Annotated in this window: 11 protein-coding genes; all 11 read left to right on the plus strand. The window is 53.6% G+C overall.

Annotation, left to right across the window (positions count from 1 at the left end; translation table 11 throughout):
- Positions 1–79 precede the first annotated feature (79 nt).
- The 11 genes from KNO58_RS06430 to KNO58_RS06480 all read left to right on the plus strand — a co-directional run bounded on the left by KNO58_RS06430 (position 80) and on the right by KNO58_RS06480 (position 13,161).
- The gene (locus KNO58_RS06430; protein ID WP_251026130.1) at positions 80–967 is read left to right on the plus strand and encodes a Cof-type HAD-IIB family hydrolase; all 888 of its coding nucleotides are present in this window, start codon (positions 80–82) and stop codon (positions 965–967) included.
- A 68-nt stretch (positions 968–1,035) separates the two neighbouring features.
- Positions 1,036–2,025: a lipoate--protein ligase gene (gene lplA, locus KNO58_RS06435; RefSeq protein ID WP_021066701.1), complete on the plus strand. Its 990-nt coding sequence runs from the start codon at positions 1,036–1,038 to the stop codon at positions 2,023–2,025.
- Between the two features lie 157 nt (positions 2,026–2,182).
- Positions 2,183–2,656 carry a PTS sugar transporter subunit IIA gene (locus tag KNO58_RS06440; RefSeq protein WP_214752358.1) on the plus strand — a complete coding sequence of 158 codons (474 nt, stop codon included), beginning with the start codon at positions 2,183–2,185 and terminating at the stop codon, positions 2,654–2,656.
- Between the two features lie 103 nt (positions 2,657–2,759).
- On the plus strand, positions 2,760–4,307 hold the full coding sequence (locus tag KNO58_RS06445; RefSeq protein ID WP_214752360.1) for a fatty acid--CoA ligase family protein: 1,548 nt from the start codon (positions 2,760–2,762) through the stop codon (positions 4,305–4,307).
- A gap of 94 nt (positions 4,308–4,401) precedes the next feature.
- Positions 4,402–4,704 carry a metal-sensitive transcriptional regulator gene (locus KNO58_RS06450; protein ID WP_214752362.1) on the plus strand — a complete coding sequence of 101 codons (303 nt, stop codon included), beginning with the start codon at positions 4,402–4,404 and terminating at the stop codon, positions 4,702–4,704.
- Positions 4,705–4,716: 12 nt separating this feature from the next.
- Complete coding sequence (locus KNO58_RS06455; protein ID WP_214752364.1) at positions 4,717–6,828, plus strand: heavy metal translocating P-type ATPase; 2,112 nt, start codon at positions 4,717–4,719, stop codon at positions 6,826–6,828.
- Complete coding sequence (gene copZ / locus KNO58_RS06460) at positions 6,825–7,031, plus strand: copper chaperone CopZ (protein WP_214720265.1); 207 nt, start codon at positions 6,825–6,827, stop codon at positions 7,029–7,031. Before KNO58_RS06455 ends, copZ begins: the two co-directional genes overlap by 4 nt.
- A 343-nt stretch (positions 7,032–7,374) precedes the next feature.
- On the plus strand, positions 7,375–8,037 hold the full coding sequence (locus KNO58_RS06465; protein WP_021066695.1) for a response regulator transcription factor: 663 nt from the start codon (positions 7,375–7,377) through the stop codon (positions 8,035–8,037).
- Positions 8,034–9,413: a HAMP domain-containing sensor histidine kinase gene (locus tag KNO58_RS06470; RefSeq protein ID WP_214752366.1), complete on the plus strand. Its 1,380-nt coding sequence runs from the start codon at positions 8,034–8,036 to the stop codon at positions 9,411–9,413. The genes KNO58_RS06465 and KNO58_RS06470 overlap by 4 nt, the downstream gene beginning before the upstream one ends.
- Before the next feature lie 121 nt (positions 9,414–9,534).
- Positions 9,535–9,984 carry a competence protein ComK gene (locus KNO58_RS06475; protein WP_251026131.1) on the plus strand — a complete coding sequence of 150 codons (450 nt, stop codon included), beginning with the start codon at positions 9,535–9,537 and terminating at the stop codon, positions 9,982–9,984.
- Between the two features lie 108 nt (positions 9,985–10,092).
- The gene (locus KNO58_RS06480) at positions 10,093–13,161 is read left to right on the plus strand and encodes an efflux RND transporter permease subunit (RefSeq protein ID WP_214752368.1); all 3,069 of its coding nucleotides are present in this window, start codon (positions 10,093–10,095) and stop codon (positions 13,159–13,161) included.
- Positions 13,162–13,184: the final 23 nt, after the last annotated feature.

The following is a 13,184-nucleotide window of genomic DNA, read 5'->3' on the forward strand; positions in this document are numbered from 1 at the left end:
GGGAGGTGTCGGATTATTCCGATGGCCTCTCTTTTTGTTATAGTTATAAGCGAAACAGAAAAAAGAGGAGTGGATGTTGATGACAACGTACAAATTGTTCGTATCCGATATGGATGGCACGATCCTGCACAACCACACGAAAATTGCACCCGAGACGGCAGAAATCGTCCGTGCGGCAGAAGCACAAGGGATTCGCTTTGCGATTGCGACGGGACGCAATTACTTCAACGCGAAAGAGATTCTCGACGAGGTTGGCCTCACGTGCCCGATCGTCTCTTCGAACGGCGGCCGCGTACTGACGGAAACGGGTGACGTGTTGCACGAAATCGATTTGACGACGGAAGAAGCGCTCGAGGTCGTTTCGGTGTTGCATCAAGACCACAAATATTCAGACGTCTTCTATGAAATGTATTCAGAGGCGGGCCTCGTCGCGAGCCGACTCGATTTGATCGATGCGACGATGGAGAACTTGAAGCAAAACGGCGATGAGCGGTCGCTCGAGATGTATGAGTTTTTCCAGAAACGGTATTACGTCAACGAGGACGTCCGTCTTGTCGAAGACATCGAGGACTTTATTAAGAACGAGGCCGGACGCGTCTATAAATTCATCGCCTTCTCGAGCCATTTCGAGAAGATGTCGTCATTGTGGACGGAAATCGATGAGCGCGTGGAAGGCGTGTACGTCACGTCTTCAGGTAACGATAATATTGAAGTCATGGCGAACGGGGCCGATAAAGGGCACGGCGTCAAAAAATTGGCCGAGCATTTCGGTGTCGATTTATCAGAAGTCGTCGTCATCGGGGACAACTTGAACGATGTCCCGATGTTTGAAGTGGCCGGTAAAGCCATCGCGATGGCGAATAGTCATGAAGACTTGATTGCCATCAGCCACCACGTCACAGAGCGTCATGACGAATATGGCGTCGCGAACGCATTGAAACGCGTCATGAACGGGGAATGGAAGTAAACGAGTTGTAGCGTCGGGCCGCGGTCTCGTATAATACAATTAACGATTATCCTTAGGAGGAACCTACTGTGAAATTTATTTTCAACCCGGATATCCGGGACCCGAAACTCAACTTGGCGGTCGAGGAATATATCCTCAAACATTTGAACGTCGAGCATGAGGATTACTTCTTGTTCTATATTAATGGCCCGTCGATCATCATCGGCAAGAACCAGAACACATCAGAAGAAGTCAACTTGAAATATATCGAAGAGAACGGGATTGACGTCGTCCGTCGCTTGTCGGGCGGCGGTGCCGTCTATCATGACGAAGGCAACTTGAACTTCAGCTTCATCACAAAAGATGACGGCAACTCGTTCAACAACTATAAGAAGTTCACGCAACCAATCGTCGACGCCTTGAAGCAACTCGGCGTCGAGGCAGAGTTGACAGGACGTAACGATATCCAAGTCGGCGAACGGAAAATCAGCGGGAATGCCCAGTTCACGACGCGCGGCCGCATGTTCAGCCACGGGACGCTCATGTTCAACTCGAACATCGAGGAAGTCGTCAACTCGCTCAACGTCTCGGAAGAGAAGATGCGTTCAAAAGGAATCAAGTCGGTCCGTAGTCGCGTCGCCAACATCACGGAATTCTTAGAAGAAGAGATGGCGATGGAGCACTTCGTCGAGGCGCTGCTCCATTCGATTTACGACGGACAGGAGCCGGAACGCTACGTGCTTCGTGACGAGGACTGGGAGATCGTTCAGGATATCTCGAAAGAGCGTTATGCGAACTGGGACTGGAACTTCGGGAAATCGCCGAAGTTTGATGTCGAGTCAAAACGTCGCTTCCCGATCGGTACGATTGACGTGCGCTTGAACGTCAACAAAGGAACGATCACGGAAGCGAAAATCTACGGGGACTTCTTCGGTGTCGGGGATATCCATGACGTCGAACAAGCCCTCGTCGGGACGCGATTCGAACGCGGCGCGATTCGGGAACAATTGTCACAGCTTGACGTCAAACATTACTTCGGCAACGTCGAACTCGAAGAACTCGTCGATCTCATTAGCTGAAGCGGTTTTTCACGCAGAAGGGCCTCTCCGTAGAGGTCCTTCTTTTTGGCGTTTTCGTGACAGGTTGTCTGGAGCGTTGCGCGTCGTTCCGGCGAGGCGTATCATAATCAGTGCAAGCGCTTTCGTGAGATGGAGTCAACCAATGGGAGGAAACGATATGTATCGATTTATCACTGAATGGATGGACACGAATTTGATGTGGGTGACGGAACAACCGACGTTTGATCTCGCCGTCCAAGCGATTGGCCTTGAACTCGAAGGTCGAGGCATCGTCAATGACGCGTTCGCGCGCGTCGTGACGGAGCAAGAGCGGACGATTCCGTCGGGCGTGACCGATGTCGCCGTACCGGTCGCCGTCGTCGATGTGCCGATCCGCGTCTCGAAACAGGACGGCATCAGCTTGCTTCATCTCAATCAGCCGTTTGCGATGCAGACGATTGCGGGAGAGAGCATCCGCGCCGAAGCGATTTTCTTCATCACGGCGACGACGGAAGCGAAACAGTCGGCGCTCCACAAGTTGATGGACGATTTGCTCATGGACGACGAGGCATTACAGGCGCTCGTGCACGTCCAGAGTCGGACCGGATTGTATCATTTGCAGACGATGGACTTGAAAGCGTTTTCTTATTGAAACGTTTCATGTACAATGAAGATAACTGAAAAAGAGCGCGGCTGCCGTGCTCTTTTTTACGGCTCAAAAGTGAATAGTCATTCATTTTCAAAGGGGGATTATCATGGCAAACTTAGTCACAGCACTACAAGGCGTTGTGGCCGCGCATCCGAACAAGGCGGCCTACGTGTTTGGGGAAGACACGGTCAGCTACGGACAGTTCTATGGACAAGTCGAGGCGATGGCGGCGACGCTCGAGCAAAAAGGCATCGGTCAAGGCGACCACGTCGCGCTCGTCCTCGGCAACAGCCCCGCGTTCTTGATTTCGTATTTCGCGGTGCTCGCCCGGGGTGGGGTCGTCATTCCGATCAACCCTACATACACGCCGGACGAGATGGCCTACATCTTGCTCGATGGCGACGTTAAGGCGATCGTCGCCTTGTCGCCGCTCGTCGCGCAAGCGGAAGCCGCACTCACGAAATTACCGCAACTCCGACTCGTCATCTCGGTCCCTTATGCGGACGTACCGGCGTTGAAGCGAGATGGGGATATCGAGTTCTTGCCGTTCAACGAGGCGTTCGCGACGACAAAAGCCAAAGTGGTCGAAGTCGATGAGGACGAGGTTGCCGTCATCCTGTATACGAGCGGGACGACCGGGAAACCGAAAGGCGCCTTGTTGACGCATCTCAACTTGTTCTCGAACGCCCATTCGATTGGGGAGTATTTGGAGATCACGCCGGAAGACAAAGCGCTCGCTGCCTTGCCGATGTTCCACGTCTTCTGTCTGACCGTCATCGTCAACGCACCGCTCCTACGCGGGGCGACCATCGTCATCTTGCCAAAATTCTCACCGCAGGACGTGTTCGACCTCGTCCCGAAACATCGCGTCAGCATTTTTGCCGGCGTACCGACGATGTACAACTTCCTGTTGCAGACGGCGATGAAAGTTCCGGCCTATGCCTCGGCGCTCAAGCATGTCCGCGTCTTCGTATCCGGTGGAGCGAGTCTGCCGGTCCAGTTGCTCGAATCGTTCGAGCAAAAGTTCGAGTGTAAGATTCTCGAAGGATACGGCCTGTCCGAGGCGTCACCGGTCACGTGTTTCAATCCGCTCCACGGTGAGCGGAAAGCCGGATCGATCGGGCCGTCAATCGTCCACGTGGAGAACAAGGTCGTCGATGAGCTCGGAGAAGAGGTCGGAGTCGATGAGGTCGGTGAACTGATCGTCCGTGGACCGAACGTGATGAAAGGCTATTACAAACTGCCGGAAGAGACGTCGATGACGCTTCGCGACGGCTGGCTCTATACGGGCGACTTGGCGAAACGTGACAAGGACGGTTATTTTTATATCGTCGACCGCAAGAAGGACATGGTCATCGTCGGTGGCTATAACGTCTATCCGCGCGAAGTCGAAGAAGTGCTCTATCAACATCCGGGCATCGTCGAAGCAGCCGTCATCGGGGTGCCGGATGCCGAGCAAGGGGAAGCGGTCAAAGCGTTCATCGTCACGCGAGACGAACAGGTGACGCTCGACGAGATTCGAGCGTTCGCGGCGACGAAACTGGCGAAATACAAACAGCCGACGCATATCGAAATCATCGAGGAGCTGCCGCGGAACACGACCGGGAAGATTTTACGGACTGTCTTGAAGAGCGAGCAATTCCAACGTAATTGACTACGGAAGGAGCGACGAAACCGGTCGCTCCTTTTTATTCGAAAGAATTGACACCGTTACCGGGTAGGGGTATATTAGTGGTGAGGTGATAATCATGGAAGAATTCATGCATGACGAACCGATCGTTCCGCGCGAAGACGCCGAACGTGAAGCGCTCAGCAAACGGCTACGCCGGATTGAAGGACAAGTACGTGGGATTCAAAAGATGGTCGAGAGCGACCGCTACTGCGTCGATATTTTGACCCAGACGTCAGCCATTCAAGCGGCACTCAAACAAGTCGAGATGCAACTGCTCGAACGTCACATGCGTAAATGTTTGGTCCATGCGAGTGAAACGGAAAACATGGACCCGTACATTGACGAATTGATGACAATCGTCAGCCGCATCAAGAAGTAAGGAGGTGCTCGGATGAAAACCGTCGAACTGTCGATTCAAGGGATGACATGCGCCGCATGTTCGGCCCGCATCGAGAAAGTATTGAATAAAATGGACGGTGTCGAGGCGACCGTCAACTTGCCGCTCGAGACGGCGACAATTCGCGTCGACGACGGCATCACCGAAGACGAGCTGATCGCCCGCATCGAGAAAATCGGCTACGGCGCAGAACGGAAGGCGGAACTGACGCCCAAACACGACCTGCGCCCGCTCGAGCGAAAAGTGCTCATCTCGGCGCTGTTGTCGGCGCCGCTTCTGCTCGTCATGATTACGCACATCCCGGGTGTGACGTTCCATGCCGATTGGCTGATGAGTCCGTGGTGGCAGTTCGCGCTCGCCACGCCGGTCCAATTCTGGATTGGGGCCCAGTTTTATCAGGGGGCGTATAAGAGTTTGAAGAGCGGCGCGGCCAATATGGACGTGCTCGTGGCGACAGGGACGTCGGCGGCCTACTTTTACTCCGTCTTCGAGATGCTCGCCCATCCGATGCACCCGTCGCTCTATTTCGAGACGAGCGCAGTCTTAATCACGCTCGTATTGCTCGGGAAATGGTTAGAGGCTCGAGCCAAAGAGAAAACGACCGACGCGCTCAAGTCGCTTCTGTCGTTACAGGCGAAAGAGGCGATTTTACTCGTCGACGGCGTCGAACGTTCGGTCGCAATCGATTTGGTCAAAGCCGGCGACGTCATCGTCGTTCGTCCTGGTGAGAAAGTGCCGGTCGACGGGAAAATCGTCGATGGCGAGACGGTCATCGATGAGTCGATGCTGACCGGAGAGTCGATCCCATCCGAGAAAACTGTCGGAGCCGATGTCGTCGGCGGAACGATTAACCGTTCACACCGGGTGTTGATGGTCGCTGAACGTGTTGGTAGCGAGACGATGCTCGCCCAAATTGTCCGCGTCGTTGAACAGGCCCAGACGGATAAGGCACCGATTCAGCGACAGGCCGACCGGATTTCGGGTGTGTTCGTCCCAATCGTCGTCGCCATCAGCGCCTTGACGTTCGCGGTCTGGACGCTCGGGTTCAACGACTTTGATACGGCGATTCGAGCCTCGATTGCCGTCCTCGTCATCGCCTGTCCGTGTGCTCTCGGTTTGGCGACACCGACATCGATTATGGTCGGGACAGGTCGTGCCGCCGAACGGGGCGTCTTATTTAAAGGAGGCGGCCAACTCGAATCGTTGAACGGTGTCGACATCGTCGTCTTCGATAAGACGGGGACACTCACGAAAGGGACGCCGGAAGTCGTGGCGACGTTCGGAGACGCTTCGATTTTGAAGTTGGCCATTATGGCCGAGCGTCAGTCGACCCATCCGCTTGCCGAGGCGATTGGTCGTGGTGAAGGCAGCGGCCAGGTCGAACGCGTCGAAGAGTTGGCCGGTCGAGGATTGAAAGCGGTCGTGGATGGGAAACCTCTACGTATCGGTTCGGTCCGCATGATGCAAGAAGCCGGTTTCGCCTTACCGGATTGGGATATGCAGGCGATGACGCCTGTCTATGTGGCCGACGAGTCCGGAATCGTCGCGGCGTTCGGTCTCCAAGATCAATTAAAAGAGCGGAGCCGTGCCGTTGTGCAACATCTCGCCATGACGAGACAAGTGTACGTCTTGACCGGTGACCGCAAAGAAGTCGCATTGGATATTGCCCATCAACTCGGGATTCCCGAAGCGAACGTCATCGCCGAGGTGCTACCGGTCGAGAAAGCGGATCACGTCGAAGCGTTGAAGCGCCAAGGACGTGTCGCCATGGTCGGGGACGGCATGAATGATGCGCCGGCTCTCGCCGTCGCGGATGTCGGGATTGCGTTCGGGAGCGGGACGGATGTCGCGTTAGAAGCGGCTGATGTCACGGTGATGGGACAAGACATCGAGGGCGTGAACCGCGCCATCGAGATGAGTTCATTGACGATGCGCAACATTCGGCAAAACCTGTTCTGGGCGCTGGCATATAACAGTCTAGGCATCCCAGTCGCAGCGGCAGGTCTGCTCGCCCCATGGATTGCCGGGGCAGCCATGGCGTTCAGTTCGGTCTCGGTCGTCTTGAATGCATTACGATTGAAAACACAAGGAGGAAAATCAACATGAATGAAACGACTTTAAAAGTAGAAGGTATGACATGCAACCATTGCAAAGCAGCGGTCGAAGGGGCGCTGACGGAATTAGACGGCGTCGAATCAGCGATCGTCTCGCTCCAGGACCATCGGGTCGATGTCATCCATAACGATAAAATCTCGAAACGAGCGATGATTGAAGCCATCGAAGAACAAGGCTACGACGTCAACGCATGATTCAACGCTCTCGCCTACAGCGGGAGCTTTTTTTGTGATGTTCAACCGAGTCGAAACATGCTATATTATAGGTGATAATGAGAATCGGTATCAACGAGGAAGGTGGGGCAAGATGGAAATCATGATGATTAGCGGCGTACTGGCCTTACTGAGTGGAGGCACAGTATTCCTCGCGCAACAGATGCGCACGCGGCCGACACGGTAAGGAAGGGGAGACCCTTCTTTTTTTGTCGATTCGTTGACGTGTAGCGAGCACATTCAAAGCCCAAGAAACGAGCCCATTCCCATCTTTAGTCCATAATTGTTTGATATGATATGTAAAAACGTTGCAGAGGTGACTCGAATGTACACAATTTATTTAGTGGATGACGAAATTAATTTGAACAAGATGCTCGTCACATATTTGGAGCAGGAAGGGTATCGCGTCCGGTCGTTCACCGACGGAATCTCGGCCCAAGCTGCCATCAAGGACGAGCCGGACCTATGGGTGCTCGATATTATGCTCCCCGACTTGGACGGATTCCAGTTGTTGAAACAAATCAAGGCGACGAACGCCTTCACACCGACCATCTTCATTTCGGCACGTGACGAAGATATCGATAAAATCATCGGACTCGAAATGGGGTCTGACGATTATATCGCCAAACCGTTCTTGCCACGCGAGCTTGTCATCCGGGTGAAGAAGTTGATTGACCGGGTGTACGGCTCAAAATCGAACGAACATATCGAGTATGGGGAATATACGATTTATCCCGAGAAACGTCTCATCCGACACGAACAGGATGAAATCGATTTGACGTCGAAAGAGTTTGACTTATTGCTGCTGTTCCTTGAACACCCGGGTTCGGCGTTGTCGCGTGAACAGATTCTTGAAGGCGTCTGGGGCCATGACTATTTCGGTTCGGACCGCGTCGTCGATGATTTGGTGCGGCGCCTGCGGAAGAAATTGCATCGCTTGGAGCTCGAGACGCTCTATGGCGTCGGTTATCGACTCGTTAAGCCATGAAGCTCGATCACCTTCAGCCGAAGCGGCTCATGTGGAAAATCTGGGTGTTGATTCTCCTCATCATCGTGACGCTCGCCTTGATGATTTTATTGACGATCCGTTCCTCGATCACGCAATTCATCGATGAACAAGTGTATGAGACGTTGCAAGATGTCGATTATTACCTGGGGAATACGAACGAGTTGGAAAATATCCCGCAAAATCCGATTGAGTATGATCGCCGGCAACAAGAGTCCCGTTCGGTCAACCAGCTCATCTTTTTACCGAATGGACGAATCATTTATGGATCGGCACCGCTCGAGCTGACGAACCGGATGTATCAAGAAGCAATCGACCAGACGAGCGAGGTCGCCAAATATCAGACGACGATTGACGGAGAGGACGTCTACTATATCATCCGTCAAAACGAGTATGATGGCGAGCTCATCTATCAGGCATCTTATGCGTGGGACGCCTATCGCCGTGAACTCGTCTCGACGCTCTACTGGCGCATCTCGATTTTAATCGGAGTCATCAGCTTGCTGTCGTTGATTCCGGCCCTCTGGATGTCGCGTGAGCTGACGAAACCGATCGTCGAGATGGAACGGGCAGTCGAAAAAATCTCGAACCGTCAATGGGAGACGGTGCTTCCGCTCGCGCGTCAAGACGAGCTCGGCCAATTGGCCCGCTCGATTGATGCGATGCGGCAAGAGCTGCAAGAGCAGGACGTGGCTCAACAGGCGTTGCTCCAAAACATCTCCCACGATTTGAAGACGCCAATCATGGTCATCCGCGGTTATGCCCAATCCATCGGAGACGGCATCTATCCGACCGGAGACTTGAAAGGGTCGGCCGAGGTCATCGACGAAGAGGCCTCACGGCTCGAGAAGAAAGTCGTCGATTTGCTATACGTCACCAAGTTGGAATATTTCAAGGGCCAAGAGATGCGGCTTGAACCGATCAATCTCGATAAATTGGTGGAACTACTCGTCAGCCGGTTTAAATTGCGTGGCAACGTGGACTGGACGGTCGAAGGGCATGCCGGTGAGATGCTCGGTGATGGGGAACAGATTCGTGTCGCATTCGAGAATGTGCTCGATAACGCTCTGCGTTACGCCGAATCGAGGATTCATATCCGTCTGTCGCATACTGAGGCAGGAGTCGAGATCACGATTGAGAATGATGGTCCACCTGTCGACGAGAACCTCGACTTGTTCCATCAATTCTCACGTGGAAAACAAGGGAAGTTTGGACTCGGTCTCTTCATCGTTCAACGGATTGTGACGCTTCATGAGGGGACGGTCGCATTGGGAAATACAAGTGACGGAGTTGCTGTGCATTTTCACTTTCCGCCCTCGAATTCGATAAAAAAACTAAAGTTAGATTCTCGAAATTAAAAATCAGCCACGCGTTGGCTGATTTTTTTAATGGGAAATGTTGGAGTTCGATTTGTGAAAACGATGATTCCTTGTTATGAATGAGAGGTAAGGCAATACATCCATGATGGAGGCAGATCAGATGACTAAGTTGACGAATGAAACAAGAGCTTTGATTCCGGTGTTTAATGAGTACGGGGAGGCGGAGACGCTCGTCTATCAATCAGATGGGGTTCAACGCTTGAAAGGCTCACCCCTTCACTTACTCGAATCCGCCTGTCTATATTACGGTTCAAGTATCCAAGGACGGATTGAAGCGGCCCGTGGCGTACTCGGCCCGCACCGGAAAACGCCCGTCATCATGGATTGGCACGCAGATACAATCTTTTTCCCGACCATCGCCAAAGAAAGCCCGGACTGTGCTTGGATCAATTTTTCACATGTGCACAAGGCGAATAAAAGTGGAAAAGGGAGCAAAATTTTATTCCATTCGGGAGAAACGGTCGATGTCCCGGTATCCAGTCACACGGTCGATAAACAAAAACAACGCGCCATCCAATTATCGTACTCCTTCCAGAAACGCTTTCACTGAAACACATTCAGTCAGGTTTAAAGATTGAAATCGATGACGAACCCCTCTATGATGAAGAAGAATAGTTCATATGTGTATTTGCACATTATCTGAAAGCGAGGGGTCAACATGTTTTTTCAAAAAATGATTGAACGAGGGAAACTGGTCATCGTGTTTTTACTCGTCGCAGTCGTCGTCGGAGTGCTCACGTTCTTCCAACTTCCGAAGCGTGAAATTCCGGAGACGAGTGTCAATATCATCTTGATTCAGACGCCATATCCAGGCGCGACCGCAGAGACGGTCGAACGGAACGTCACGAATATTTTGGAGACTGAATTGAGAGGACTCGATGGAATCGAGAATGTGTCATCATTATCCGCATCCGAGTTCTCAAACATCACCGTCGAGTATGAAGACGGCTTCGACCGAAGTGAGCTCCAGGCGAACGTGCGTCAAGCCATTTCGGATGCCGCGCCGCGCTTGCCTGACAATGCGCTCGCACCAACCGTCAATGACTCGATCGGACAATTGCCGGTCGCGTCATACTTGTTGACTGCGGACGACCGCGAATCGTTGCAGGCGGCCCGTGAAGATGTCGAGCGGTTGGAGGAGCGCTTATTGCGGACCGATGGCGTGACGGGTGTGACCATCAAAGGATTACCAGAAACCGAATTCGTCGTCTCGCTCGACTCGGCCGAACTCGGCGAGCGTCAACTCGCCTTCCCGGACGTCTTGACGGCCATCAATGAAGAATATAAGACGACTCCGCTCGGCCGTCAGTCGACGGAAGAAGGCATCTATCAGTTGGCGATCGACAGTTTGACGAACGTCAATGACATGGGTCAAGTCGTCGTCGGATCGGTGAACGGGACGCCCGTTCTACTCGAAGACGTCGGTACGGTCGAAGAGACGGAAAAAGCGGTCACGGACCTCGTCTCGCTCGATGGACAGCCCGCCATTTCCTTGACGGTCACGATCGAGTCGGGACAAGATATCCCGACGCTTCAAGAACGCGTCGATGAAGTTGTCGCCACAGAAGTCGGTGATGTCGCTGGTGTCGAGCTCGTCCCTTATTACGAGCAGGCCAAAGCGGTCGACGCGATCTTCTCGTCGTTGACGAAAGAGTTCATCGTCGCCATGATTGCCGTCATCGTCGTCACGACGATCGGATTGACGGTCTCAGGATCAATCATCGTCAGCTTGGCGATTCCATTATCATTCTTGCTCGCGTTAATCCCGCTTCGTTTCACGGGGGTCGACTTGAACCAAATCTCCATCATCGGGGCCATCATCGCCCTCGGGATTCTCGTCGATGACGCCATCGTCGTCAACGACAATATCCTGCGCCGTTATCGGAAAGGGGACACGGCGATGGGAGGTGCCGTACGCGGGACGAAAGAAGTGTGGGGCTCAATCGTCACATCGACGCTCGCCGTCGTCTTCGCGTTCTTGCCGTTGACGCTCTTGTCTGGTGCGAACGGGAACTTTATTCGCGCCTTGCCGACCGTATTGGCGCTGTCGGTGCTCGCCTCGATGGTCATCAGTTTGACCCTCGTCCCGATTGCCCAATACTGGTTGAACCGAAAACAAGTCAAAGTTTCCAAACGAGAGCCAGGTTGGCTAGGAAAACCGCTCAACCGTCTCAGTAATTTCTATGCGGACAAGTTGCTGCCGAAAGTTGCGAAGCGCCCGTGGACGTTCGGGCTCGTCGGTTTCGTCATCACGACCGCCTTGTACGGATTGATTCTTTTGACTCCGTTTGAATTCTTCCCGGCCGCGAACCGACCAGAAGTCGTGACGAGCGTCACATTCCCGGTCCAGACCGACTTGGAAGAGACGGAACGGAGACTTCAAGCCATCGAGGAAGAGTTCCAAAGCATCGATGGTGTCACCGAGACGTCAATCTTTGCCGGGGGCGGGTTACCGAGCCTATTCACGGGTGGACTCGACCAAACGGGTGACAACACCGGTCAAGTCGTCGTCCGCGTCGATAACGAGACAATCGATGCGATTCAATTGATTGATCAGTATACGACGCAAATCCGTGAGAATAACCCGGACGCTGAAATCTTCTTGGATACGCAACAACAAGGACCGCCGACGTCGGCACCTGTCGAATTCACGATGCGCGGCGAGACGATCGACGAGCTCGTGGCAGCTCGTGATGCCGTGAAAGCGGACCTCGAGGAGATTGATGGTGCGCTCGTCCTCGACAACATTAAAGAACCGTTCCAGACGCTCACGTATGAGCTCGACCGTGACGCGATGGCGGCAGCTGGCGTCACAGCGAAAGCGATCAGTGACCAGATTCGTCTCGTCACGGACGGAATTCCAATCGGTACGTTCGATGATGGTGTCGAACAGCGCGATGTGAAAATCGTCGTCGATGCGGAAGCGAACCGTGAGGCGCTCGCCTTGGACGAGATTCTCGTCCCGGTCGAAACGGAGGCCGGCCCGCCGGTCGCACCGCTCAGCACGTTCGTCACCGAGACGACGACGGAACAGATTCAACAGATTCCGCGTGAGAACGGGGAACGGACCGTGACGCTTCAAATCTATGCGAGCGAAGGCATGGACGAGGAGGCGTTCAAACAAGACGTCGACCGTGTGCTCAACGATGCGGAGTCTGCCTTGACCGATGACGGGATCGCGTTTGATCAATCGGGGGCAAGCGACACACAAAACGAGTTCTTCCTTGAACTTGCTACGTTGTTCGTCGTCGTCCTGTTCTTGATCTTCTTGATTATTGCGTTCCAGTTCAATTCATTGTCACTGCCGTTACTCGTCTTGTTCACGATTTACTTGGCGATTGCCGGAGCGGTCGTCGGGCTGTTCATCACGCAGACGCCATTTAGCTTCATGGCTTCGATGGGGATTGTCTCGCTCGCCGGAATCGTCGTCCGGAACGCCGTCGTCTTGTTCGAGTTCATCGAGCAAGGGATTCGGGACGGCATGGCGGTCACGACCGCTGTCTATGAGGCAGGCCGGGCCCGGATTCGTCCGATCCTGTTGACGGCCTTGACCGCCGTCGTCGCCCTGTTGCCAGTCGCGTTCGGGCAAGACCCACTCTTCAAACCACTTGCCATCTGTATCGTGTCAGGGATTTTGTTCTCGACGGTACTGACGCTCGTGCTCGTCCCGGCGTACTATTTGATTTTGGCGAAACGTCGCCACCGAGATAAACCGTTCACGGAGTAAGGGGAAGGCCGGCCATCGTGCCG

The sequence above is a fragment of the Exiguobacterium sp. J17977 genome, assembly GCF_018616375.1.
GTDB classification, from domain to species: Bacteria; Bacillota; Bacilli; order Exiguobacteriales; family Exiguobacteriaceae; genus Exiguobacterium; species Exiguobacterium mexicanum.